Annotated in this window: 26 protein-coding genes; 17 read left to right on the top strand and 9 right to left on the bottom strand. The window is 62.1% G+C overall.

Features of this window, described 5'->3' with window-relative positions:
- Positions 1–149: 149 nt before the first annotated feature.
- The 5 genes from M2267_RS26080 to M2267_RS26060 all read left to right on the top strand — a co-directional run bounded on the left by M2267_RS26080 (position 150) and on the right by M2267_RS26060 (position 5,915).
- Complete coding sequence (locus M2267_RS26080) at positions 150–1,592, top strand: UbiA family prenyltransferase (RefSeq protein ID WP_429118543.1); 1,443 nt, start codon at positions 150–152, stop codon at positions 1,590–1,592.
- Positions 1,589–2,911, top strand: a complete 1,323-nt coding sequence (locus tag M2267_RS26075) for an FAD-binding protein (RefSeq protein WP_429118540.1) — start codon at positions 1,589–1,591, stop codon at positions 2,909–2,911. The genes M2267_RS26080 and M2267_RS26075 overlap by 4 nt, the downstream gene beginning before the upstream one ends.
- Before the next feature lie 93 nt (positions 2,912–3,004).
- Entirely contained in the window at positions 3,005–3,445 is a 441-nt protein-coding gene (locus M2267_RS26070; RefSeq protein WP_192445983.1) for an EamA family transporter, read from the top strand.
- A complete protein-coding gene (locus M2267_RS26065) occupies positions 3,442–4,452 on the top strand; it encodes an NAD-dependent epimerase/dehydratase family protein (protein ID WP_429118537.1) in 1,011 nt (336 codons plus the stop codon). The genes M2267_RS26070 and M2267_RS26065 overlap by 4 nt, the downstream gene beginning before the upstream one ends.
- 11 nt (positions 4,453–4,463) lie before the next feature.
- Positions 4,464–5,915, top strand: coding sequence for an aspartate aminotransferase family protein (locus M2267_RS26060; RefSeq protein ID WP_429118534.1), 1,452 nt, complete (start codon positions 4,464–4,466; stop codon positions 5,913–5,915).
- A gap of 36 nt (positions 5,916–5,951) precedes the next feature.
- On the opposite strand, the gene M2267_RS26055 is transcribed toward M2267_RS26060, so the two are convergent.
- Positions 5,952–6,551 (bottom strand): YceI family protein, encoded by a 600-nt coding sequence (locus M2267_RS26055; RefSeq protein ID WP_429118531.1) that lies wholly within the window; start codon positions 6,549–6,551, stop codon positions 5,952–5,954.
- Positions 6,548–7,168: a cytochrome b gene (locus M2267_RS26050; RefSeq protein ID WP_429118699.1), complete on the bottom strand. Its 621-nt coding sequence runs from the start codon at positions 7,166–7,168 to the stop codon at positions 6,548–6,550. Before M2267_RS26050 ends, M2267_RS26055 begins: the two co-directional genes overlap by 4 nt.
- A gap of 193 nt (positions 7,169–7,361) precedes the next feature.
- Between M2267_RS26050 and M2267_RS26045 the strand changes: the two genes are divergently transcribed.
- The 6 genes from M2267_RS26045 (at position 7,362) to M2267_RS26020 (ending at position 12,777) form a co-directional block, all read left to right on the top strand.
- The gene (locus tag M2267_RS26045; protein WP_156134116.1) at positions 7,362–7,841 is read left to right on the top strand and encodes a hypothetical protein; all 480 of its coding nucleotides are present in this window, start codon (positions 7,362–7,364) and stop codon (positions 7,839–7,841) included.
- A 185-nt stretch (positions 7,842–8,026) separates the two neighbouring features.
- Positions 8,027–8,512 carry a GNAT family N-acetyltransferase gene (locus M2267_RS26040; RefSeq protein ID WP_429118527.1) on the top strand — a complete coding sequence of 162 codons (486 nt, stop codon included), beginning with the start codon at positions 8,027–8,029 and terminating at the stop codon, positions 8,510–8,512.
- 59 nt (positions 8,513–8,571) lie between these two features.
- On the top strand, positions 8,572–9,465 hold the full coding sequence (locus M2267_RS26035) for a class I SAM-dependent methyltransferase (protein ID WP_429118524.1): 894 nt from the start codon (positions 8,572–8,574) through the stop codon (positions 9,463–9,465).
- Between the two features lie 142 nt (positions 9,466–9,607).
- Positions 9,608–10,378: a triose-phosphate isomerase gene (gene tpiA / locus M2267_RS26030; protein ID WP_429118521.1), complete on the top strand. Its 771-nt coding sequence runs from the start codon at positions 9,608–9,610 to the stop codon at positions 10,376–10,378.
- A 131-nt stretch (positions 10,379–10,509) separates the two neighbouring features.
- Positions 10,510–11,001 (top strand): preprotein translocase subunit SecG, encoded by a 492-nt coding sequence (gene secG, locus M2267_RS26025; protein WP_043617978.1) that lies wholly within the window; start codon positions 10,510–10,512, stop codon positions 10,999–11,001.
- A gap of 138 nt (positions 11,002–11,139) precedes the next feature.
- A complete protein-coding gene (locus M2267_RS26020) occupies positions 11,140–12,777 on the top strand; it encodes a CTP synthase (protein ID WP_305877765.1) in 1,638 nt (545 codons plus the stop codon).
- Between the two features lie 93 nt (positions 12,778–12,870).
- On the opposite strand, the gene M2267_RS26015 is transcribed toward M2267_RS26020, so the two are convergent.
- The 7 genes from M2267_RS26015 to M2267_RS25985 all read right to left on the bottom strand — a co-directional run bounded on the left by M2267_RS26015 (position 12,871) and on the right by M2267_RS25985 (position 17,994).
- Positions 12,871–13,518, bottom strand: coding sequence for an SdpI family protein (locus tag M2267_RS26015; protein WP_429118519.1), 648 nt, complete (start codon positions 13,516–13,518; stop codon positions 12,871–12,873).
- Positions 13,515–13,784: an autorepressor SdpR family transcription factor gene (locus M2267_RS26010; RefSeq protein ID WP_429118517.1), complete on the bottom strand. Its 270-nt coding sequence runs from the start codon at positions 13,782–13,784 to the stop codon at positions 13,515–13,517. The genes M2267_RS26015 and M2267_RS26010 overlap by 4 nt, the downstream gene beginning before the upstream one ends.
- A 151-nt stretch (positions 13,785–13,935) precedes the next feature.
- Positions 13,936–15,123 (bottom strand): DUF418 domain-containing protein, encoded by a 1,188-nt coding sequence (locus M2267_RS26005; RefSeq protein ID WP_429118514.1) that lies wholly within the window; start codon positions 15,121–15,123, stop codon positions 13,936–13,938.
- A gap of 244 nt (positions 15,124–15,367) precedes the next feature.
- Positions 15,368–16,024, bottom strand: a complete 657-nt coding sequence (locus tag M2267_RS26000) for a CDP-alcohol phosphatidyltransferase family protein (RefSeq protein ID WP_429118512.1) — start codon at positions 16,022–16,024, stop codon at positions 15,368–15,370.
- Positions 16,008–16,406: a hypothetical protein gene (locus M2267_RS25995; RefSeq protein ID WP_429118510.1), complete on the bottom strand. Its 399-nt coding sequence runs from the start codon at positions 16,404–16,406 to the stop codon at positions 16,008–16,010. The genes M2267_RS26000 and M2267_RS25995 overlap by 17 nt, the downstream gene beginning before the upstream one ends.
- Positions 16,403–17,353 (bottom strand): phosphatidate cytidylyltransferase, encoded by a 951-nt coding sequence (locus M2267_RS25990; protein ID WP_043617993.1) that lies wholly within the window; start codon positions 17,351–17,353, stop codon positions 16,403–16,405. The genes M2267_RS25995 and M2267_RS25990 overlap by 4 nt, the downstream gene beginning before the upstream one ends.
- Positions 17,350–17,994 carry a lysophospholipid acyltransferase family protein gene (locus M2267_RS25985; RefSeq protein ID WP_429118696.1) on the bottom strand — a complete coding sequence of 215 codons (645 nt, stop codon included), beginning with the start codon at positions 17,992–17,994 and terminating at the stop codon, positions 17,350–17,352. Before M2267_RS25985 ends, M2267_RS25990 begins: the two co-directional genes overlap by 4 nt.
- Before the next feature lie 534 nt (positions 17,995–18,528).
- Here M2267_RS25985 and M2267_RS25980 point away from each other — a divergent pair.
- The 6 genes from M2267_RS25980 to pdhA all read left to right on the top strand — a co-directional run bounded on the left by M2267_RS25980 (position 18,529) and on the right by pdhA (position 24,681).
- Positions 18,529–19,341 (top strand): class I SAM-dependent methyltransferase, encoded by an 813-nt coding sequence (locus M2267_RS25980; protein WP_429118507.1) that lies wholly within the window; start codon positions 18,529–18,531, stop codon positions 19,339–19,341.
- A 547-nt stretch (positions 19,342–19,888) separates the two neighbouring features.
- A complete protein-coding gene (locus M2267_RS25975; RefSeq protein ID WP_429118504.1) occupies positions 19,889–20,779 on the top strand; it encodes a VOC family protein in 891 nt (296 codons plus the stop codon).
- A complete protein-coding gene (kdsA, locus tag M2267_RS25970) occupies positions 20,779–21,621 on the top strand; it encodes a 3-deoxy-8-phosphooctulonate synthase (protein WP_429118501.1) in 843 nt (280 codons plus the stop codon). The genes M2267_RS25975 and kdsA overlap by 1 nt, the downstream gene beginning before the upstream one ends.
- Before the next feature lie 135 nt (positions 21,622–21,756).
- On the top strand, positions 21,757–23,031 hold the full coding sequence (gene eno, locus M2267_RS25965) for a phosphopyruvate hydratase (protein WP_034795843.1): 1,275 nt from the start codon (positions 21,757–21,759) through the stop codon (positions 23,029–23,031).
- Positions 23,032–23,177: 146 nt separating this feature from the next.
- Positions 23,178–23,498 carry an FtsB family cell division protein gene (locus M2267_RS25960; protein ID WP_192447137.1) on the top strand — a complete coding sequence of 107 codons (321 nt, stop codon included), beginning with the start codon at positions 23,178–23,180 and terminating at the stop codon, positions 23,496–23,498.
- Positions 23,499–23,634: 136 nt separating this feature from the next.
- Positions 23,635–24,681 carry a pyruvate dehydrogenase (acetyl-transferring) E1 component subunit alpha gene (gene pdhA, locus M2267_RS25955; RefSeq protein ID WP_043618011.1) on the top strand — a complete coding sequence of 349 codons (1,047 nt, stop codon included), beginning with the start codon at positions 23,635–23,637 and terminating at the stop codon, positions 24,679–24,681.
- The last annotated feature ends 7 nt before the right edge of the window (positions 24,682–24,688 follow it).

Raw genomic sequence — 24,688 nt, 5'->3', positions numbered from 1 at the left:
CTCTTTCACGCGACAGACATTAGGCGTCTCCCTGCTGCTGCGGATTTGTTAACCAGCCCGCCAATTTGCGAGCGAAACAGGGCCGCGCGTTTCCACTCTGGAAAGTTGAAGTCGTGATGATACCGGCAACTATGGCTGGGATAGACTTCATGGACGCGCGCACCGAGACACGGCACATTCCGCTGTGTGTGGATCTTGACGGCACTTTGCTGGCCGCCGACACCCTGTGGGAAGGGGCGGCGATCATCCTGCTGCGCAATCCGCTGATGCTGTTTCCGATGCTGTTCTGGCTGGCAAAGGGCAAGGCACGGCTGAAGCATGAAGTGGCGCTTAGATCCGGCCGCCGGGCGGAAGATTGGCCCTATCGGCAGGCCGTCATCGACCGGCTTGCGGAGGAAAAGAAGAACGGGCGCGAACTCGTGCTCGTGACCGGCGCGGCACCGTCCGTGGCAAACGACATCGCCGCCCATGTCGGCATGTTCTCCTCGGTCATGCATTCGACCGACGCGCTCAACCTGACGAGCAGCAACAAGCGCCGGGCGCTGGTCGAGCGCTTTGGCGACGGCGCCTTCGACTATATGGGCAACAGCCGTGACGATATCGCCGTCTTCGAGGTGGCGCGCCGCGCAATCGTCGTCTCGCCCGATGCGGCCGCGGAAAAATGGCGTCGCAACCATGATGCCGAGCGGCTCGATACCGGCAATGTCAGCGCGCTTGCACCGCTGAAGTCGATCCGGGTGCATCAATGGGCGAAGAACGTGCTCATCGGCGTCCCGATGATCCTCAATCACGAGGTGCTGCACTTCGATGCGATCGTGAGCGTCATCATCGCCTTCTTCGCCTTCAGCTTCCTTGCTTCCGCCGTCTACGTCATCAACGATCTCTCGGACCTTGCCAACGATCGCCGCCACGCAAAGAAGCGCTTCCGGCCGCTCGCGAGCGGCCAGATGTCCGTGCCGACGGCGCTGGTTCTCGCCGGCTGCCTCATCGTCGCTTCCGTGGCGCTGACCCTTCTGTTGCCCTGGAAGTTTGCCGGGGTGCTCGCCTTCTACGCCTGCGCGACGACGGCCTATACCTTCGTGCTGAAGCGCAAGCTGCTCGTCGACGTGTTCACGCTTGCCGGCCTCTACACCACGCGCATCGTCGCCGGTGCGGCCGCGACCGGTACGGAACTCTCCTTCTGGCTGGTCTCCTTTGCGATCTTCTTCTTCCTCAGTCTCGCGCTGGTGAAGCGTTACGTCGAACTGCACGAGTTCGAGGACAAGGACGGCGGCAACGTGCCGGGGCGTGGCTATCTCGCCGTCGACTTCGAGATGGTCGGTCAGGCCGGCGTTGCCTCGGCCTTCACCTCGGCCCTGGTTCTGGCGCTCTACGTGCACAGCAAGGAGCTGCAGGAGATGTACACTACGCCCTGGGCGTTGTGGCCGCTCTGCCCGCTGGTGCTCTATATGTTGCTGCGCATCTGGATGCTTGCGCGCCGCGGCATGCTGCATGAGGATCCGGTCGTTTTCATCATGCGCGACTGGCGCAGCCAACTGACCATGCTGATCGGCGCGCTGCTGATCCTATTTGGAGCCATCGGGCCGCAATGACGCTGCAAGACCATGAAAGCTGGGGCCGCATCGACAATCGCGTGCGGCCTGGAATTTCGCCTGACGACTATGAAGACCGGCTCGGTAGCCTTGAGGCCGATGGCTATCTGCCCTTCGGCAACGGACGCAGCTACGGCGACAGTTGCCACAACGATCGCGGAACGCTGATCGAAAGCAACCTTCACGGCCGCATCCTCGCCTTCGATCCCGGCACCGGCATGATGACCTGCGAGGCCGGCGTGACGCTGCGCCAGGTGCTGGAACGGGCGATCGAACATCGCTTCTTCCTGCCGGTGACGCCCGGCACGGCCTTTGTGACCGTCGGCGGCGCGGTCGCCAACGACGTACACGGCAAGAACCATCACGCACGCGGCACCTTCGGCAATCACGTGACGCGTTTTACGTTGCTGCGCTCGACCGGCGAACGGCTGACCTGCACGCCGGTCGAAAACCCGGAACTCTTCGCCGCGACCATCGGCGGCATGGGGCTGACCGGACTGATCCTGACCGTCGATATCCGGCTGATGAAGGTGCCGTCGCCGCACGTGCAGCAGCACGCGATCCGATTCGAAAACCTGGACCAGTACTTTGCCCTCGTCGACGGCGTCGATGCCGAGCATGAATATTCCGTTGCCTGGATCGACCAACTCGCCAAAGGATCTCGCATGGGCAGGGGGGTGCTGCTTGCCGGCGATCATGCCGATGGTTCCTGCGAACTGCCCGACATCCCCAAGGGATTGAAGCTGTCGGTGCCGTTTTCGCCGCCGTTCAACCTGCTCAACCGGGCAACGCTCAAAGGCTTCAACGAGTATTATTTCCGCAAGGTGAAGCCGGGCGAGACGGTGACGACCGTTCCCTGGACGTCCTATTTCTATCCGCTGGATGCGATCGGCGCCTGGAACCGGCTCTACGGTCCGCGCGGGCTTTACCAGCATCAGAGCGTCTATCCCGCAGAAAACGCGCCGCAGATCACGGCCAAGCTCATGGAAACCGCCCGCCAGGCCGGCCATGCGTCGTTTCTGACGATCTTGAAGCGGTTCGGCGATATCGGCTCCCGGGGCGTCCTGTCCTTCCCGCGTCCCGGTTTTACTTTGACGCTGGACTTCGCCAATCAAGGTGAACGGACAGTAAAGCTGCTCGATGCGCTCGATCGCATCGTGATCGAGGCAGGCGGTGCGATCAATCCGTACAAGGATGCCCGCATGAGCTCGCAAGTCTTTGAAAAGTCTTTTCCTTTCTGGAGGAATCTCGAAACGTTGCGCGATCCGGCGCTGGTTTCGAACTTCTGGAAGCGCACCGCTCTGGCTTTGCCAGAATGAGAATGCAGACAATTTTATTCAATTAAATGCGCAAACTTCACGGAATATCCGTCTCTTGCCCGTAAGTAGATTTTCGGGACTGGGAGTAAAACTATGAAATATATTCCATTCATTCTCTTTACCGTGCTCACCAATGCCGCCGCGCAGCTGATGCTGAAGCAGGGCATGATGACGCTCGGACCGATTTCGATGACGGCCGAAACCGCGATCGTCCGGTTGTTTCAGATCGTCTTCAACCCTTGGGTCTTTGCCGGTCTTGCGACCTTCGTCATCTCAATGGCGTCGCATCTCTACGTGCTGTCGAAGGTCGAGCTTTCCTTTGCCTATCCGTTCCTGAGCCTGGCTTACGTTCTCGTTGCCGTCTTCGCCTATTTCGTCTTTCGCGAAGATCTCAACACCTGGCGCATCGCCGGCATCGCGCTGATCTGCGCCGGAACCGTTCTTATCGCCCAGTCGGGCATTTCATCCCATGCCGAAGACAAGCCGACTGAGGCCGCCGGGGTGAGCACCGCAGAATTCGGGAGCAAGTCATGAAACATATCATCTTTGGTGGCGATGGCTTCGTTGGCCGTCATCTGGCGGAACGCCTCGTCAAGGAGGGCGAGGAGGTCGTCGTCGCCGATATCGTCAAGTCCGACCTGCCGCATTACGGCCGCGTGCGCTTTGTCCATTGCGACGTCACCGATCTGGAGGCCGTCCAAAAGGTCGGGATCGGCGCCGACGACATGATCTACAACATGGCGGCCAAGATGCTGTCGCCGTTGCAGGTCCGCGCCAAGCGCTGGGAGTTCTTCTGGCCCGTCAATTATTACGGTGCCGAAAACATCATGAAGGCGATGGATGCCGCCGGCGCGTCGCGCCTGGTGCAGTTCACCACCGACATGATCTATGGCCACACCGTACAGTCGCCGCAGACCGAGGACCATCCGGCAAAGCCGCTCGGTGAATACGGCAAGTCGAAATGGGCGACCGAACAGCTGGCCATGCAGTGGCGCAAGCAGGGCATGAACATTTCGATCTTCCGCCCGCGCCTGATCATCGGCCCCGGCCGCCTCGGCATCCTGGAGAAACTGTTCAAGCTGATCGATTTGAACCTGCCGGTGCCGATGATCGGCTCGGGCAAGGTGCCCTATCAGTTCATCTCGGTGTTCGATTGCGCCGAAGCCGCGCGGCTTGCCTGGAAGGGCGGCGTTCCGAACGAAGCCTACAACCTTGGCTCCGACAATCCGCCGTCGGTGCGCGAACTGCTCGGCAACCTGGTCAAGCATGCAGGCTCGAAGTCCATTCTGCTGCCGACGCCCGCCTTCGCGGTCAAGCAGACGCTGGCCTTCTTCGACCTGATCAACAAGCCGATCATGGACCCGGAACAGTATCTGATCGCCGACGAGATGTGCGTGCGCGAGACGGGCAAGCTGAAGCGCGAGCTCGGCTGGCGCGCGGAATACAACGATGGCGACATGCTGATCGCCGCCTATGACGAGTACCGGGCCAAGAAGATGGGCGCCGCAGCTCCTGCAGCTGTCGCCGTGCCGGCCGAATGAGGGGAGATATCATGCTGGACAGACCGAACCGTGTCGCCGTTGCCGCCCCTTCGCTTGATGGCGGCGTGGCAAGACCCGCGCTGATCACCGTCGATGAGGCCAAGGCCATGTCGATCGGCGACATCACCACCGCCTTCAAGGATCACCTGAACCCCGGCCAGCTGCATTTCATGAAGCTCCTCGGCTTTCACAAGGTGAAGATCGAGAGTGCCGAGGGCATGTTCTACACCGACCAGAACGGCCGCAAGATCCTCGATTTCTTCGGCGGCTTCGGCTCGCTCGCCTTCGGCCATAACCATCCGCGCATTCTCGACGCCCGCCAGAAGTTCCAGGACGAAAAGCGCCACGAGATCGCCATCGCCTTCATGTCGCAATATGCGGCAGCACTGGCGAAGAACATCGCGGCCTGCTCGCCGGGCGACCTCGACATGGTCTTCCTCGGCTCCTCCGGCTCCGAGGCGATGGAGGCCGCGGTCAAGCTCGCCGAGCGTGCCGCCGGTCCGAAGCGGCCGAAGGTCGTCTATGCCGAGAATTCGTTCCACGGCAAGACCAAGGGTGTGCTCGCGATCACCGACGGCCAGCTTTACCGCGCCGACTTCAAGATCACCGACAACACCGTGCGCGTGCCCTTCGCCGATATCGACGCGGTCGAGAACGCCTTCAAGTCCGACCCGGAAATCGGTGTCATCGTGCTCGAAACCATCCAGGGTGGTGGCGGCATCATCCAGGCGCCGGCCGAATACTGGCAGAAACTGCGTGCGCTCTGCGACAAGTACGGCGTGCTCTGGGTCGCCGACGAAGTGCAGTGCGGCTATGGCCGCTCCGGCCGCTTCTATGCCTTCGAACATTACGGCGTCGTTCCTGACGTGACTGCGCTCGCAAAGTCGCTCGGCGCCGGCAAGGCCGCTGTCGGCGCGATGATTGCCCGCCGCGACGTCTACATGAAGGCCTATGGCACCCCGAAGACGGCAATGATCCACGCGATGGCGACGTTTGGCGGCATGGGCGAGGCCTGCGTGACGGCGATCGAAGGCATCAACGTGCTTTATGACGAGCACCTGATCGATCGTGCCGCCGACAGCGGCGACTATCTGCTCGAACGCCTGCAGGCGCTGAAGGAGAAGTATCCGAAGATCATCAAGGACGTGCGCGGCAAGGGCCTGATGGTCGGCTTGGAATTCCAGGACTTCAGCCAGACGCTGCCGATGGTGCTGCGTCCTGTCGTCTCGATGCTGGACGACAAGCTCAAGGGCTCGCTCTCCGGCTTCATCGGCGCGCTGCTCCTGCGGGACTACGACGTGCTGGTGGCCTTCACCGAATACAATCGCAACGTCATCCGGCTCGAACCGCCGCTGATCTGCGAGCGCGCCCATGTCGACCAGTTCATCGCAGCCCTCGACGACCTGCTCGGCCGCGGCATCGTGCGGATCGTCAAGGATTTCGTCGGAAGCCAGATCGGCTGATCGAGACGCCTATCGACTAGCAAAGGGCAGGGGCGTTCAGCGCCTCTGCCCTTTGATGTTCATGTCGAACTCGACGACGTTGGAATAGATCGGCGTGCCGACATCCATGCCATAGGGTGACCGGTGGATATTGCCGCGGATGTTGAAGGCGATCGAGCCGCGGTTCCAGTCAAGCAGCGTCACCGAGAAGCGCTCCTTGCGCGACATGCCGCGCGCCGTCAGCGTTCCCTCGACCGCGGCTGTATCCGGCCCGGTCTGTTTCACGGTCGTCGAACGGAAGGTGACTGTGCTGAAGTTGGCGGTGTCGAAGACCGCGCTCGACTTCAGGAAGTCCTCAATCCGTTTTTCTCCGGTTTTCACGCTCTCGGGGTAAAGCGTGAATTCGACCGTCGAGTGGCCGACATCATTTCGGTCGATGCGGAAATTGCCGGAAAACTTGGCGAAGTCGCCGACAATGCCGCCGCCACCGGCTTGCGCCACGGTGAAATGAATACGCGAAGCCGGCGTGATGCCGTAGTTGCCGGCAGCATCGGCAAGGTCCGGTGCGGCTGCCGCAGCGGGCGACGGAATGCTCCCGAGCGCCAGCAGCAGCGTCAGGAAAATGGCCTTTGTTGGTGATTGCGAGTGCGGTGTCATGGTTTCTTCCTTCCGGCGATAACCGGATCCGAACCAGCCGCTTGGGAGGAAGCGCGTTGGCGGGAGCCGGTCTGAAGCATGCGGACGAGGACGTCGTCGCGGCGTGCGAAGTGGTGGTAGAGGGCGGCCAGAACATGAAGCGCGACGAAGCAGAAGAGCAGATAGGCGAGCGTCATATGGACGAGTGTCCAGAGGTCTTCGGCCGCTTCCGATTTCGCCATCGGCAGATGGGGGATGACGATCCAGTTGAAATAGAAGCTCGGTATGTTCAGCGTCGATGTCGAGGCCACCGCCCAGCCGGCAAGCGGAACGGCAAGCGCGAGCAGAATGAGCACGAGATGGGTGGCGCTGGCCGCTCGGCGCTCAAGCGCGCTGAGGCCTGCCGGCGGACGCGGCCGAACCTCGACGAGGTGCCACAGGGCGCGGATCGTCGCCAGCCCGAGTGCGGTGAAGCCGAGCGACTTGTGCCACTGATAGAGCGAAAACTGCAGCGCCGGATCGACGGGCGTTCGCCGCATGACGAAGCCGAGGCCGAGCAGGGTAAGGATCAATGCCGCAATCGCCCAGTGAAGGACGATGCTGATCCAGCCAAATCCGGTTTTGTCGTTGCGCAGCATGTCCGACCCCATGGTCGTTCGCCCGGCCAGGATCGGCTCGGCGACTGCGGTAAGACTCATGAGCTCGCGCTTTTATTCGCCTAGAATACCATAAAATTGCACTGAGATCTTGTTGATCTCGGCAAGCTATGGTCCATTTGCTCGTGGAGGGGACACGGAGGGGTTGTTCCCGGGAGCATGTGGACTGGCGTACATGACAAAGAAGAAAACCACACCAATGAGCCCGCACGAGCGGGAAGCCTATGAACACGGCCGCACGGGCATCCGGCTTGGAACCGAAGGCAATTATGGCGAAGCGGTCGACGCCTGGCGTCTGGCATCGAACGTCGCCGATGTGCATCTTGCGCTCACGGATATGTATTATTGGGTCAAGAGTGGCTACGGCGCCGCCCTTTGCGATGCCGGGCACCATCGCGAGAGCATTGCCGTCTCCCTGCTCGCCCGTGAGTGGACGCTCGCGCGGCGCCAACCGCTCTCGTCGCTTTCGATCGCGCGCGCTTATCTGGCGCTCGGCGACGGCGAGGCGGCGGCCCCCTATCTGCGCGAGGTTCACGCCCTGATCGGCGATGCGATCTTCGAGCAGTTCGACGAGGATGCGGAAGCCGACGTTCACGCGGCGATCGCCGGCTTGGAGAACGGCGGCAACCAGCCGACCGCCGGCCGCCCCAAGTAAGGGCGCGCGTTTATCCTTGGTAATAGCGGTGCCGGAATCTGGCGGGATCTCGGCATTTCTGATGTTGGCGTTTTCTCGCCATGATTTCAATTTATCCGCCGATTACCCCTTTAGCGGGTGATTCGAGGTCCGCCGTTCTGGTTCGGGCCCTTTTTTAGCATTTTGATTTTTCTAAGGAGTTTCCCATGAGTGAAACCGTATTGCCGTCTGATGCCGAAATTACCCTTCGGCGCATCTCAGCCCTGACCGTCTGCGACGTCTGCGAGCTCAGCGAAACGCTGAGCGAGGAACAGCGCAACATGGTGGCGGACAACGGCACCTCGATCGCCGAGGCGCATTTTTCCGAGAATGCCTGGTTCCGTGCGGTCTATGCCGATGAGACGCTCATTGGCTTCATCATGCTGCACGAAGGATCCGACTGGGATGACGGCATCGATTGCCCGGGTGTCTATCTCTGGCGCTTCATGATCGCCCGGCCGTTCCAGGGCAAGGGATATGGCAAGCAGGCGATCGCCCTTGTCGTACGCGATCTGAAGGCTAGGGGCCTGCATGAGCTCTACACGAGCTACGGACAGGGCCCTGGCAGCCCCGAAGGCTTTTACCAAGGCCTGGGCTTCACGCCGACGGGCGAGCACTATGACGATGAACTCGAAGCGGTGCTGAAATTCTAAGCGCACCAGGGACACGGGAAAAACCTCCCGTGTCTCTCTCAGATGTTTAAGAGTGAAACATGAGTATTGATCTTCATGAGGCCAATCGCCTCTCGTGGAATGCCGCCACCGTCGCGCACAACAGTCACAAGGGCGACCAGGCCGCCTACTTCCGCGCCGGCGGCTCAACGCTTTATCCGGAAGAGATCGAGTTGCTCGGCGATATCGACGGGCTCGACGTTCTCCATCTGCAATGCAATTCCGGCCAGGACAGCCTGAGTCTCGCGCGGCGCGGTGCGAACGTGACCGGCGTCGATATCTCGGACGAGGCGATCGCCTTTGCCACGCGGCTTTCGACGGAAAGCGGCATCGCCGCCACCTTCGAGCGGTCCGACCTTTTCGGCTGGTTCGATGACGCCCGTGCGAACGGTCGGCGTTTCGATCGCGTCTTTGCGTCCTATGGCACCATTTGCTGGCTGTCGGACCTCGGGATCTGGGCGCGCGGCATCGCCGATGTGCTGAAGCCCGGCGGGCGTTTCGCCTTCGTCGAATTCCATCCCTTTGCGATGGTCTTCGATCCAGGTTGGAAGCTGCATTACGATTACGCCCCCAAGGAGCCGGTCGCGGAGGCAGGCGTCGGTGACTATGTCGCCGACTCGGGCGCAGGCCTTGCCCATGGCGGCTACCAGGAAGGCGTCGTGGGTTTCACAAATCCGCACCCGTCCTTCGAGTTCAACTGGGGTATAGCCGATGTCGTGCAGGCGCTGATCGACGCTGGGCTGCGGATCGAAGTTCTGAAGGAATATCCCTATGCCAATGGCTGGGTGGCGTTCGAAGGCATGCGCGACCTTGGCGGCGGGCGGATGGCGCTGCCTGCGGGCATGCCGAGCCTGCCGCTGATGTATGCGATTGCAGCCGCAAAGACTGGGCCGGCGGCGGAAGATGGCGAAAAGGCAGGGCGTCCTTCGGCATGATACCGGCGACGCGCAGGGCTTGCGATCCGTTGCAGCGGGGCGGGGCAACCGGCCCCGCCCATGAATAATCGCCGGCGGCGCTTTTATTTGCCGGCTGCATTTGCTAGGCCGCTTCCGGAGAAAAGTACCCGGAGGAAATTGCATGACGCCCGATATCCGCCCGCTCGTCGCCGGCAACTGGAAGATGAACGGAACCCGCGCCTCGCTCGATCAGATCAAGGCGATGGCCGAAGGGGTCAAGGGCGAACTCTCCGCCAACGTCGAAACGCTGATCTGCCCGCCTGCAACGCTGCTCTACGTGGCAACGGCGCTCTGCGACGATAGCCCGCTCCTGATCGGCGCGCAGGACTGCCATCAGAAGCAATCGGGCGCCCATACCGGCGACCTTTCCGCCGAGATGATCGCCGATTGCTTCGGCACCCACGTCATTGTCGGCCATTCCGAGCGCCGCACCGACCACGCCGAAAGCGATGCGCTGGTACGCGCAAAGACGGAAGCGGCGCATTCGGCCGAACTCATCGCGATCGTCTGCATCGGCGAGACCGGTGACGAGCGCAAGGCGGGCAAGACGCTCGATGTTTTGAAGCGCCAGCTCGCCGAAAGCCTGCCGGATGCAGCAACCGCGGAAAACACCGTGATTGCCTATGAGCCCGTCTGGGCGATCGGCACCGGCCTGACGCCGACGGCCACTGACGTCGAGGAAGCGCATGCCTTCATGCGCAAGGAGCTGGTCGCGCGCTTTGCCGACGCCGGCGCCAAGATGCGCATCCTCTATGGCGGCTCGGTCAAGCCGTCCAATGCGAAGGAATTGATGGGCGTCGCCAATGTCGACGGCGCACTGATCGGCGGCGCAAGCTTGAAAGCCGAAGACTTCCTCGCCATCTACCGGGCTTATGAAGAATTGACGGCCTGATCGCCCGGGTTACCGGGCAGGGGCTTGGAATGGCGCACGGCATGGTATAAAGAGGCGCGAAAATTGCGCCCGGCCATGCCGAGTTTGCGCAGGGTTTGATTCGTGTGCCCCAAGGGCAGGACTGGAAGCTGATGCAGACCGTACTACTCGTCATCTATCTCATGGTCGTCGTCGCCCTGATCGGCGTCGTACTCATTCAGCGTTCCGAAGGCGGTGGTCTCGGCATCGGCGGCGGCTCGGGCTTCATGTCCGCGCGCGGCACGGCGAATGCGCTGACCCGCACGACGGCGATCCTTGCAGCGCTGTTCTTCGTCCTGGCGCTCGGCATGGGCATTCTCGCGCGTTACCAGCCGCAGGCGACCGACATCCTCGACCGTATCCCGGGCACCAGCTCGAACGGTGGTGGCGTTCTCAATTCGCTCGGTGGCGGCGCTCCGGCTCCGGCTGGCGGCGCGACTGGACAGCAGCCGGCAACCGGCAACCCCGCTCCGGCCGACAACGGCGTTCCGTCGACCGCCGCACCGGCAACGACGGGCGAAGCCCCGGCCGGCGGCGCAACGACTCCGGCGCCCGCCGCTGGCGCCAACAGCAATACGGGATCGCAAGTTCCCAGCGGCCAGTAAGGTCGCAATTCTGAAGAACCCGCCGGCGGATGTTTCATCCGCCGGTTTTGTTTTGTGTGAAATCTGCCTCCATCCCAAGACGAAAAGTTCTGGAATATGAATTTTTCGGTGGCGGAATCATTTGTGAAAAGGTATCCGGTGACTCCCATGGCGCGATATGTATTCATCACAGGCGGCGTGGTTTCCTCCCTCGGAAAAGGCATCGCTGCAGCGGCTCTCGGAGCACTGCTGCAGGCGCGTGGCTACCGGGTGAGACTGCGCAAGCTCGACCCCTATCTCAACGTTGACCCGGGCACCATGAGCCCGACCCAGCACGGTGAGGTTTTCGTAACCGACGATGGCGCGGAGACCGATCTCGATCTCGGCCACTATGAACGCTTCACGGGGCGTTCGGCGACGAAGACCGACAACATCACCACGGGTCGGATCTACAAGAACATCATCGACAAGGAACGTCGCGGCGACTATCTCGGCGCAACCGTTCAGGTGATCCCGCACGTTACCAACGAAATCAAGAACTTCGTCACCGAAGGCAATGACGACTACGACTTCGTCCTCTGCGAAATCGGCGGCACCGTCGGCGACATCGAGGCGATGCCGTTCATGGAGGCGATCCGCCAGCTCGGCAACGACCTGCCGCGCGGCACCGCTGTCTACGTCCACCTCACCCTGATGCCCTACATCCCGGCGGCCGGCGAACTGAAGACCAAGCCGACGCAGCATTCCGTCAAGGAACTGCAGGCCCTCGGCATCCACCCCGATATCCTGCTCGTTCGTGCGGACCGGGAAATTCCGGAAGCCGAGCGTCGCAAGCTCTCGCTCTTCTGCAACGTCCGCCAGTCGGCTGTCATCCAGGCGCTCGACGTCGCATCGATCTACGACGTTCCGATCGCCTACCACAAGGAAGGCCTCGACAACGAAGTGCTGGCAGCCTTCGGCATCGAGCCGGCGCCGAAGCCGCGCATGGACGCCTGGGAACGGGTTGCCGATCGCATCCGCACGCCGGAAGGCGAAGTCACGATCGCGATCGTCGGCAAGTACACCGGCCTCAAGGATGCCTACAAGTCGCTGATCGAAGCGCTTTACCATGGCGGAATCGCCAACCGGGTGAAGGTCAAGCTCGAGTGGATCGAATCGGAAGTCTTCGAGAAGGAAGACGCGGCACCCTACCTCGAGAAGGTGCACGGCATCCTCGTTCCCGGCGGTTTCGGCGAACGCGGCTCCGAAGGCAAGATCAACGCGGCGCGCTTTGCCCGCGAACGCAAGGTGCCTTACTTCGGTATCTGCTTCGGCATGCAGATGGCGGTCGTTGAAGCTGCCCGCAACCTCGCCGGCATCGAGAAGGCGTCCTCCACCGAGTTCGGCCCGACCAAGGAACCGGTCGTTGGTCTGATGACCGAGTGGGTGAAGGGCAACGAACTCGAGAAGCGTTCCGCATCGGGTGATCTCGGTGGCACGATGCGGCTTGGCGCCTATCGCGCAGCACTCAAGGCCGACACCAAGATTGCCGAGATCTACGGTTCGACCGAGATCTTTGAGCGTCACCGCCACCGTTACGAAGTCAACGTTGACTACAAGGATCGGCTTGAGTCCTGCGGTCTGGTCTTCTCGGGCATGTCGCCGGACGGCATCCTGCCGGAAACGGTCGAGTACCCAGATCATCCGTGGTTCATCGGCGTTCAGTACCATCCGGAACTGAAGTCGCGTCCGCTCGATCCGCATCCGCTGTTTGCAAGCTTCATCGAAGCGGCGCTTGAACAGTCCCGCCTCGTCTGAGGCGCACAGGAATGAAATGATACGGCCGGTCGCGAGACCGGCCGTTTTCGTTCGTGCGATGGCGCTGCGGCTCCAGTGCGACGCTGGGAGAGGCTACGTCCGACGAGCGAGCCGGTAGCTATAGAGCGTAGCGATCGCGACTGGAAGCAGCATGGCGGTGATCGTGGCGACGGAAAGCGCCGGACCCGCGCTCATGACGAGTGCCAACAGCGCCAGGGTGATACCGGCTGAGATCATCAGCAGGCCCGCAAGCCGGTGCGTTGCCCGCCAGTTGGCGCTATCGGCGAGCGTCCACGGCAGCCGAATGCCGGCAAGGCCGTTCGGCTGCGATTTCGGCAGGACGTTGCCGACGGCGATCGACAGAAGCCCGAGTCCGAAGGCGATCACCCGCGTCATCGAGAGGTCGACGCCAAGACCGATCAGCACGATCACAGTCTGAATGGTGGCAAAGAGCGCGAGGATTGCGGGGAGAGTGACTTCGGCGACATGCCGGCCCGCCTGAAGCTCGGCTCGTGGCGCGAACCGACCGACCGCGAACGAGAGTGCGGCAAGCACGGCGACTGCCACCGGTGCCAGGGCCAGCGCGCGGTCGCGCGGCCAGAAGGCGTCAGCCGTGCCGTCAACGCCCCAATGGATGGGAAGCTGCACCCCTGCAGGAATTGCGAGATAGCCGACGAGCGTCGCGGAAAGAAGAACGCCGCCGGATGCCAGCGCGATTGGGGAGCGCGGAAGCAAGCTCATGGTACTGGATCCCTTGTGCTGAGAAGGCCGCCGAGCGCCTCCTCGAGGATGGACATGTTGAGGTGGTAGATAAGGCTCGTACCGCGCCGCTCGACGGCGACGAGTTCCGCCTCGCGTAGCTTGTTGAAATGCACGGAAAGCGTCGGCTTGGTCAGGTCGAAATGCTCGGCCAGTTCGCCGGCACTCATCGGTCCGGCCTTCAGGAGCGCCAGGATCTGCCGCCGCACCGGATGGGAAAGCGCCTCGAAAACCCTGTTGATCCGCATCGACTCCGCTCGCTTGTTGCTCTTATATTTAGACAATCATCTAATTAGAGTCAAAGCAAAATAGATCGAACTGCGGTTCAAGCCAGGAAACGAAAATGCCCGGCGTTTAAGGCGCCGGGCAGTACAGCTCGGGGAAATTGGCTGGTTGCCGTCAGCGCGCCTCCGCCGGGCGGCGCCATTTGGGCACGCGGCCGATGGTGATGAAGCGCAGGAGCCACTCGAGCGGTCCATAGGCGAAGCGGGCCATCCACCAGCGGCTGATGACGAGCTGCGCGGCAAAGATCGCAAGTGCGATCAGCACGCTTACCAGCGGCGAGACCTGGCCGATGAGAGCAAGGCCGAAGCCATGAAAGATCAGGGCCATGAGCAAGGACTGCATCAGGTAGTTGGAAAGGGCCATGCGCCCGGCAGGCGCCAGCAGGTTGCGCAGCCCATGGCCGGCTTTGGATCCGAAGAGCAGCATCATGCCGCCGACATAGGCGCCGGTGAGAAGCGGGCCGGTGGCGAGGCCAATCGAAAGTGCGATGACCGCGATCGGAGATTCGGGCATCTCGACGCTGACATAGGCATAGATGACGGCACCAGGCAGGCCGACCCAGAGGCCGGTGCGCACGAGGCGCTGGAACAATGCCTTGTTCTCCTCCGGCCGCGCCAGGGTCTTGCGACGTCCGGCGATCAGGCCGAGCAGGAACATCGCCAGCGCGCACGGCGCTTGCAGCAGGACGAGGATGACCCAGACCGAGTTGAGCTCCGTCAGGTGCTGACCGATGATGGCCTGCCAGTCGCCGCGGAAGGCAAGCTCCGCCGCCTCCGCAGCGGAGAGAATGGCGGACCGATCGAGCGGCACCGGATCCAGCGTGATGAGGATGCCGAGTGCGCCCCAGACCAGTGCAAGGAGAAGGACCAGCCATTTGGCTAGCCGGAAGAGGGCTGCATCGCTGCGGTTTCTGAGCATCAAGAGGGCGATGCCAAGCACCGCGTAGGTGGTGAGAATATCACCATGGAAAAGCAGAACCGCATGGGCAAGCCCGATCAGCCAGAGGCCCATCTGTCGGCGCAAAAGCCTGGGCACGAAGGCCTCGCCGGATTTTTCCGCCGAGCGCATCTGCAGGGTGAAGCTGTAGCCGAACAGGAACGAGAAGAGCAGGTAGAATTTCATCTCGAAGAACAGCGCGATTACGAAATGCACGCTGCGATCGAGGATGCTGCCGAAGGCGGGGTCGGCGATTTCCAGTCCGTAGAAGGCAGAGGCGAAGGCCATGATGTTGACCAGGAGGATGCCGAGCAAGGCAAAGCCGCGCAATGCGTCGACGTCGTCGATGCGGTCCGGGGTACTCATTCGTGTTCTCCGTAACGGCAGGCGCTGCAATTTTGCGCCGTAACCGATTGAAAAAGTTTGCTTTCAGGAGGCGGCGATCACGGGTCTGATCGTCGCCGATCTCGGCGCGCGCGAGCATTCGTTCATCGGTGGCGCTTGCGGCATTTAATAAATAGACTAGTCTATCTAGTAATTGGCGTAGGCACACGTCAAGGGGGCGGCGCGATGTGGCGGCGGCCTTGTTCACGATGAGTGAAGAGGGTGTTTAGCCTTTGTTGGGCGCGTTTTTCCGAAGCCAGGCAATCTGGCGACGGGCGCGCAGGCCGGCCGTCAGCGCTGCCCCGATCGAAATCGCAAGAAGCGCGATCCACAGCACTTCGCCATCGCCGAGCCAGAGGCCTTCAAAGGCCGAAAGAACGGCGCCCAGCGTCATCGTCGCCATGCGGTGCTGTTTGGCCATCGGGCCGGAGAAGTCGCTCGGCGCGCCATTGGCACGGCCGAGTTCGCGCACATAGGCGGTCAACACGCCGAAGGTGGCCGCAGCAAAACCGAGAGCCGGCACGCCGATGGCAAAACCTGCGCCGACGAAGATGAGGATGTCGGCGATGCGGTCGGGAAACTCGTTCCAGAAAGGACCGTCTGCCTCGCCCTTGCCGCCCTCGACGGCGACCATGCCGTCGAAGAGGTTGCACAGCAGGCGCAACTGGCAAAAGAGGGCGGCAGCGATGAACAGGCTCGCCCTTACGCCATCCTCGCTTTCGCCCGCGAGCCAGAAGGCAAGGCCGGCTAGGGCGGCCGCCAGCATGCTCGCCTGCGAGATCCGGTTCGGCGTGAGGTTCATCGATGCCAGGCGGCGTGCAATGGCCTGCGCCCAGCGGGTGTTGCGACTTGCGAGCGGCCTGCGGTCACCGGTCTCGGTCATGTTCGCCTCGGCTGATGGAATAGTTGTAGATGGCGGCGTAGGTGGTCGAAACCGTAAGCGGCAGCGCGATCGTTTTCAGGATCTCGGGCGTGCCGCTGGCCGCGTGGATCGCGACAAGTACGGCCGAGGAACCAAGGCAGGCGATAAGTGGTGGCAGGACCAGGCGCCAAGCGCCGCTGAACTGCTTGGAAAGCGTGTCGATCGCCGTCTTGAGGTAGAGCGTCAGCAGCGCCGAAAGCGTTCCCTGGACGAAGCCGGCAACAAGCGGCTTCGGCATCGGGTGATGGCGGTTGGCGAAAAGCGCCCAGCCGCCCATGGCGAAAAAGGCGAAGGCCACATGAACGACGCCGCTTGATGCCAGCCCCTTCAATTTGGCGCTCATGTCAGCGACCACCAGTAGCGCGTCAGATGGAAGAAGATCGGCGCGGAAAAGACGACGGAATCGAGCCGGTCGATGAGCCCGCCATGGCCTTCGATCAGATGGCCCCAGTCCTTGACGCCGCGATCCCGCTTGATTGCCGACATGACGAGACCGCCGAAGAAGCCCATCAGGGTGATGATGAGCGACATCAGCGCCGCCTGCGCCGGCGTGAACGGGGTGATCCACCAGAGCGAGGCGCCGATCAAGGTTGCGCTCGCAACGCCGCCGACGAAGCCCTCGACCGTCTTCGACGGCGAAAGGGTGGGCGCGATCTTGGTTTTGCCGAAGAGCTTGCCCCAGACATATTGCAGCACGTCGCTCGACTGAACGACGATGACGAGGAAAGCGATGAGGAGCACGTTGCGTCCCTCGTATCCCGGGATCTGCAGCGTGAGCAGCGCCGGCACGTGCGAGGCGCAGAAGACGCAGATCATCAGCGCCCATTGCACCTCGGAGATCCGGACCAGGAAGTCGCGGGTGTCGCCGCGAAGGACCGCGACGATCGGCATCAGCAGGAAGGCGTAGACGGGGACGAAGATCGAATAGATCCCGTATTGCTCGGCCCAGAGCAGGAAGTAGTTGATCGGCAGGACGACGAAGAAGGCAGCCGCGATCGCCCAGTGGTCGCCGCGGCGCGTGTTGATGAGCGTGATGAATTCGCGCAACGCTGCAAACGAGCAGAAGGCAAAGAGCAGCAACACGCCGACCCGGCCGGCAACGAAGGCGATCGCGATCAGGACCACCATCGCCCACCACGCCTTGATGCGGGCGTTGAGGTTCTCGATCGCGCCGTTCGACCCGTCAGGCGAAAGCTTCTGCTTGAGCACGTAGCCGACGCTCGACGCCAGCACGAGAACGCCGCCGACGCCGGAGAGCAGCTTGAGCATGTCCAGGCTGGCTGTGCTCATGCGCGGTCATCCGTCGATGACGGCGCGAGCGAAAGCAGCGCGGCCTCGGCGCGGGCGATGAACCCTTCCTTCGTCTCCTGCGCCTTGAGGCGCATCGGTTCGCCGAAATTGACGGTGCAGATGAGCGGGATCGGCACGAACTCCCCCTTGGGCATGACGCGATTGAGATTGTTGATCCAGACGGGGACCAGCGCCACGTCCGGGCGCTTGCAGGCGAGGTGATAGAGCCCGCTCTTGAAAGGCAGCAGTCGCGCTTCGGTCTGGTTGCGCGTTCCCTCGGGAAAGAGAATGAGCGACGATCCGTCGTTGAGCACGGCCGCCATCTGCTCGACCGGGTCCTGCGTGCGCGCTTCCGGGTCGCGCTCGATTAGGACGGCGTCGAACACGTCGCGGCCGATGAAGGCCGAAAGCTTCGATTTCAGCCAGTACTCGGCGCCCGCGACCGGCCGGGCGCGTTCCCTGAGCCAAGGCGGCAGGACCGCCCAGATCAGCACGAAATCGCCGTGGCTGGAATGGTTGGCGAAGTAGATGCTCTGCTTTGGCGGCAGGCCGGTCTCATGCCAGATGGCGCGTGCCGCCGTCAGCGCTCGCGCAAACATCATGATGGCGATGGAAGCCAGCTTGGCCATCATCTCGCGCATCATGTGAATGTGTGCCCGATTGGAAACCGGGTCAGCGTCCCGATGCGCCGTTTGGCGTCCCTCGGCCGCGCCCGGATGCGTTGCTTGTCCTGCAAGTCGATAATCAAATGCTGCCCCTCAGCCTGCTGCCCGGCATAACTCCAGGCTGCATTGGTGAATTTTACGCAATTGTGACGGCTTCTCAAGCGGTTGAAATCATAGGCAGCATGATAACGTGCAGACCGTGCCGGATATTCGTTCGCCGGGGCGATTGGACAGAACCCTTGCGGCCGCAAGCCGCACGGCATGGACCTTTGTTTGCGTTGACCACCCGCAACCCAGCCGCTAGCGTGCGGCTTCCAGTAAGAGGAGCGTCGTCCAATGCGCCAGTAATGCCCGGTGAAAACCGAATCGCCTCAACTTCGCTTGCGAAGGGGATGGACGATGGCATTGCTGCGATCCGCATCGACGGACAAACGCCAGGGCATTTCTGCCTGTGATCTCCATTCGCCTTCATGAGCGGTCACATCAGGACAAAGTTTCCAGGGACCGAACATGCAAGATATCTCATCCTGCAATCTCGATATCATCGATCACAATCGCCAGGCGTGGGACCGGCAGGCAAGCCAGGACTGCGAATGGTCGCGCCCGGTCACGCCGGAGATGATCGCCGACGCCCGCAAGGGTCAGTGGCAGGCGCGGCTGACGCCCGGTGACCTGCCTGAGGGGTGGTTGCCCGACGTCAAGGGCAAGAGGATCCTCTGCCTGGCGTCCGGCGGTGGGCAGCAGGCGCCGATTCTGGCTGCGGCCGGTGCCGACGTTACGGTCTTTGACCTCTCCGAGGGACAGCTCGAACAGGATCGGCGCGTCGCCGAACGCGAAGGGTTGCCGCTTTTGGCCGTGCAAGGCGACATGCGCGACCTCTCTGTCTTTGTCGACGAAACCTTCGATATCGTCTTTCACCCCATCTCGAACCTCTACGTTCCAGATATCCGTCCGGTCTGGCGGGAGAGCCACCGGGTGCTGAAAACCGGCGGTCGGCTGCTTTCGAGCTTCTACAATCCGATCGTTTTCGTCGGCGACCGCGATCCGGCCCATGCGGAAATGGGTCTTATCCGCCCGGCCTACCGGCTCCCCTTTGCCGAAGCGGAGCATCTCCCTCCCGATGTCGTGCAGGCCAAGGTCGGGCGCGGCGAGGCCCTGGTGTTCGGACACAGCCTTTCTCAGCAGATCGAGGGGCAATTGCAGGCCGGTTTCCTGCTGGCTGGCTTTCATGAGGATTGGCAGCCGTCGGCTCGTTTCCTGATCGACAGGTTCGTGCCGACCTTCATCGCCACCTTCGCCATCAAGAGCGATCGTCGCCCCTGATGGAGTGAGCCCGGTGTCCCGGCCGGGCCGAAGGTTTACGCGCAGCAAGAGCAACCGCAGCGGCCGGTAGGGCGCTGCGGTTGTCGAACCGGCTTCGTCGCCACCTTTTTACCTCGCGTTACTGTTACGTACTCGCCAAAGCATCGGTTTCGTACTTTCCTGTTCATCAGCGAAACTGGAAAGGGGTCAATCCGTATGCGCTTCATCGCTTTGTTGTTCGTGCCTTTGGCGGTCGCCGTGCTGGGGCTCTCGGGTTGTGCCTCGACGTCCTCGACCAATACGTCCTACACGCAACCCCAGACGTTCGCCCCCGGTCTCGGTGCGGGGAACACGGCCAACGCCACGACGGCGCCGGGCTACTACTGACCTTCCGGCGGTTCGTCTGCTGGCGACAGGCATAATCCGCGGCGGGCGCAGCCGGCCGCGGATGGTTCGCGTTTGCAGCAACGGCCCGAGCCCGGACCGTCGATCCGCTCCCTGGCGGTGACCCGGCTTGCATTCGCCGGCCAAAAGTTGCAAACAGCGGCGAACCATCAGGGAACACGCCATGAGCCTCTCCAAGCGCACCACCCGCCCGCTCGATCACCTCGTGCTGCCGGTGGATACGCTTACCCAGGCGCGGCGTCGGCTTTCCGATCTCGGCTTTACCGTCGCCGACGATGCCCGCCATCCCTTCGGCACCGAAAATGCCTGTGTCTTCTTTACCGACGGCACCTATCTCGAACCGCTCGCCATAGCGTCCCGAGAGGAATGCGAGGCGGCCGCACTCGACGGCAACGCCTTTGTGGCGCGCGATCAGGCTTTCCGGTTCCGCCAAGGCCCGGAAGGTCTTTCGGCGCTGGTCTTCGGCACCGAGGACGCGGCGAGCGATCACATCCGCTTTCGGGCGTGCGGCATCTCCGGCGGTGACATGCTGGAATTTTCCCGGCCGATGAAGCTGCCGGATGGCCGTGAGGGCCTGGGCTCCTTCCGCCTGGCCTTTGCCGCGGATCTTCGCGCGCCGGATCTCTTTCTCTTCAACTGTCAGCGCGTTCGCGCGCTGCCCACCGATCGGGCGGCGCTCGAGCGGCACGACAACGGTGTGATCGGCATCAGCGAAGTGGTGCTGTCGGAAGCCAATCCGACCGATTTCCAGTATCTGCTGCAGGAAGCGGTCGATGAGCGCGAGGTTTCGGCGCATTCCTTCGGCATGGATGTCGCGACCACCAACGCCAAGATCTCGGTGCTGAACGCCGCCGGCATGGAGGCGTTCTTCGGTCGCTCGGTGCGCAATGCCGAACGGGGCTTGCGCGGGCGGGCAGTCGTTTTCCGCGTTGCCGATCTCGAAGCGACGAGGGCGCTGTTTGCCGACAACGATATCGAATTTGCAGAAATGGGCGGGCGCCTCATTGTTCCCGAAATGCCGGGGCAAGGGGTGATCTTCGCGTTTGGAGCTTGATGATGAAAACCAATGCCAGAGTCGTGGTCGGGGAGGGTGCCCGCCAGGTCGCCTTCGCACAGACCGAGAAGTTGTCGCTGATCGCCGGCCCCTGCCAGATGGAGAGCCGTGAACACGCCTTCATGATGGCGGGCGCGCTCTCGGAACTCTGCAACAAGCTCGGGCTCGGCCTCGTCTACAAATCCTCCTTCGACAAGGCCAACCGCACGTCGCTCTCGGGCAAGCGCGGCATCGGCCTCGAAAAGGCGATGGAAATCTTCGCCGATCTCAAGAAGGAGTTCGGTTTCCCGGTCCTGACCGACATCCACACCGAAGAGCAATGTGCACTGGTCGCCCCGACGGTCGATATCCTGCAGATCCCGGCCTTCCTGTCGCGCCAGACCGATCTTCTGGTCGCAGCCGCCAAGACCGGCCGCGCGATCAACGTCAAGAAGGGCCAGTTCCTGGCGCCCTGGGACATGAAGAACGTGCTGGCGAAGTTCACCGAGAGCGGCAACCCCAATGTCATGCTCTGCGAGCGCGGCGCCTCCTTCGGCTACAACACGCTGGTCTCCGACATGCGCTCGCTGCCGATCATGGCTTCGCTCGGCGCACCCGTCGTTTTCGATGCGACTCATTCGGTCCAGCAGCCGGGCGGGCAGGGCGGTTCGACCGGCGGCCAGCGTGAATTCGTCGAGACGCTGGCGCGTGCGGCCGTTGCCGTTGGCGTCGCCGGTCTGTTCGTCGAGACGCACGAGGATCCGGACAATGCGCCGTCGGATGGCCCGAACATGGTGCATCTGAAGGACATGCCGCGGCTGCTCGAAAAGCTGCTGGCGTTCGACGCGATCGCCAAGGGCTGAGCCCCGCGACGCTTCGTGAAATTTTCATGAACCGCAATGGCGCGGTTGTTTTTGCATATTGCGCGCCATTGTAATTTCGAGGCCTTGGCGTATGACAGGCCCCGACCACCCACCGTCCTCAACAGGGAAGAGATCATGACTGCAATCATCGACATCATCGGCCGAGAAATTCTGGACAGCCGCGGCAACCCGACCGTCGAGGTCGACGTGTACCTGGAAGACGGAAGCTTCGGTCGCGCGGCAGTCCCGTCGGGCGCCTCGACCGGTGCGCATGAGGCTGTCGAGCTGCGCGATGGTGGAACGCGTTACCTCGGCAAGGGCGTCGAGCGCGCCGTCGAAGCCGTCAACGGCGAGATCTTCGAAGCGATCGGTGGTCTCGATGCCGAGAACCAGATCCAGATCGACAAGACCATGATCGAGCTCGACGGCACGGCCAACAAGTCGCGCCTCGGCGCCAACGCCATCCTCGGCGTTTCGCTTGCCGTTTCCAAGGCTGCCGCCGAAGCTGCCGGCCTGCCGCTCTACCGCTACGTCGGCGGCCCGAACGCCCACGTTCTGCCGGTTCCGATGATGAACATCATCAACGGCGGCGCGCATGCCGACAACCCGATCGACTTCCAGGAATTCATGATCGTTCCGGTTGGCGCCGACACGATGCGTGATGCCGTGCGCATGGGCTCGGAAGTGTTCCACACCCTGAAGAAGCAGCTCGCAGCCGACGGCCACAACACCAATGTCGGCGACGAAGGCGGCTTCGCGCCGGGTCTCGCCTCTGCTCCAGCAGCGCTCGACTTCATCATGAAGTCGATCGAAAAGGCTGGCTACAAGCCGGGCGAAGACATGTTCATCGCGCTCGATTGCGCAGCGACCGAATTCTTCAAGGACGGCAAGTACGTTCTCGAAGGTGAAGGCCGCACGCTCGAGCCGGGCGCCATGGCTGAATACCTGGCGGAACTCGCTGCCAAGTACCCGATCTTCTCGATCGAAGACGGCATGGCCGAAGACGACTGGGATGGCTGGAAGGCCGTGACCGACCTCATCGGCAACAAGTGCCAGCTCGTCGGCGACGACCTGTTCGTCACCAACTCGGCCCGCCTGCGCGACGGTATCAAGATGGGAGTCGCCAACTCGATCCTCGTCAAGGTCAACCAGATCGGCTCGCTGTCGGAAACGCTCGACGCCGTCGAGACCGCGCACAAGGCACGCTACACCGCCGTCATGTCGCACCGCTCGGGCGAAACCGAAGACGCGACGATCGCCGATCTCGCGGTCGCCACCAACTGCGGCCAGATCAAGACCGGCTCGCTCGCGCGTTCGGACCGGCTCGCAAAGTACAACCAGCTGATCCGCATCGAAGAGCAGCTCGGCCTGCAGGCGAAGTACGCCGGCCGTTCGATCCTGCGCGGCTGATCGCCGCCTGATATTCGTGTGAAAATCGAACCCGCCCACACGGCCCCGTGTGGGCGGGTTTCTATTTTCCTGCCGTTCATGGTCAACGGTCGGTTAATCAATCGCCGCTAATCTGATTGCCGTACTGCGTATCAGGGCGTGAATGCATGTGGACACGGCATCATAAGAAACGGAAACTGGGACGGCTGGTGATGCCGCTGATCGCGGTCGCCTTTCTCTCCTACTTCGGCTATCATTCCATTCACGGCGGCTATGGCCTGAAGGCGACCGAGCAATTCGATCGCCAGATCGTCGAGCGGCAGGCGCGGCTGGATAAGCTCACGAAACAACGGTTGATCCTTGAAAAGGAGGTTCAACTGATGAGTGATGGGTCGCTGGAAAGGGACATGCTGGATGAAAAGGCTCGCCTCGCGCTCAACATGTCGCGAAGTGACGAGATCGTTATTTTTCACCGCGCCGCAAATTAACCTGAATTCAGTTAATTGAAATTTGTAAAGTAAAATCAATTGTTTGCATGGAATGTGAGCCATGCAAATATGGCATTGCTGTGTCTGCTTTCTTTCCCTATGGTAACCGCAAAAGGCTAACCATTGGGAGGAACGAATGGCTCCGCGAAAATCCGCGTCCGTTTCCAGCCGCAAGAGTGCCGCAAAGCCGGCGAAGAAAGACTTCAATGGCGGCACGTTCGCCGAATTCTCCAAACAGGAAGATCTGAGTGCCTACCGCGAAATGCTGCTGATCCGGCGTTTCGAGGAGAAGGCCGGCCAGCTTTATGGCATGGGCTTCATCGGCGGCTTCTGTCACCTCTACATCGGCCAGGAAGCTGTCGTTGTCGGCATGCAGATGGCGCTGAAAGAAGGCGACCAGGTCATCACCGCCTACCGTGACCATGGCCACATGCTGGCCTGCGGCATGAGCGCCCGCGGCGTCATGGCCGAACTCACCGGTCGTCGCAGCGGTCTTTCCAAGGGGAAGGGCGGCTCGATGCACATGTTCTCCAAGGAAAAGCACTTCTACGGCGGTCACGGCATCGTCGGCGCCCAGGTGTCGCTCGGCACCGGTCTTGCTTTCGCCAACCGCTATCGCGGCAACGACAACGTGTCCGTTGCCTATTTCGGTGACGGCGCTGCCAACCAGGGCCAGGTCTACGAAAGCTTCAACATGGCGCAGCTCTGGAAGCTGCCGGTGATCTACGTGATCGAGAACAACCGCTACGCCATGGGTACGTCCGTTTCGCGCGCTTCGGCACAGACCGACTTCTCGCAGCGCGGCGTCTCCTTCAACATTCCGGGTTTCCAGGTCGACGGCATGGACGTGCGTGCGGTCAAGGCCGCCGGCGACGAGGCTGTTGAGCATTGCCGGTCGGGCAAGGGTCCGATCATCCTTGAGATGCAGACCTATCGCTATCGCGGTCACTCGATGTCCGACCCGGCGAAGTATCGCTCCAAGGACGAAGTGCAGAAGATGCGCTCTGAGCATGACCCGATCGAGCAGGTGAAGGCGCGTCTGACCGAAAAGGGTTGGGCGAACGAGGACGAACTGAAGCAGATCGACAAGGAAGTCCGCGACATCGTTGCCGACAGCGCCGATTTTGCCCAGGCCGATCCGGAGCCGGATGCATCCGAGCTCTACACCGACATCCTGCTTTGATCCGGGG

Origin of the sequence: Ensifer sp. KUDG1 (assembly GCF_050434285.1) — a bacterium.
GTDB lineage: Bacteria > Pseudomonadota > Alphaproteobacteria > Rhizobiales > Rhizobiaceae > Ensifer.
This window is presented reverse-complemented; position numbering and strand designations above follow the sequence as displayed.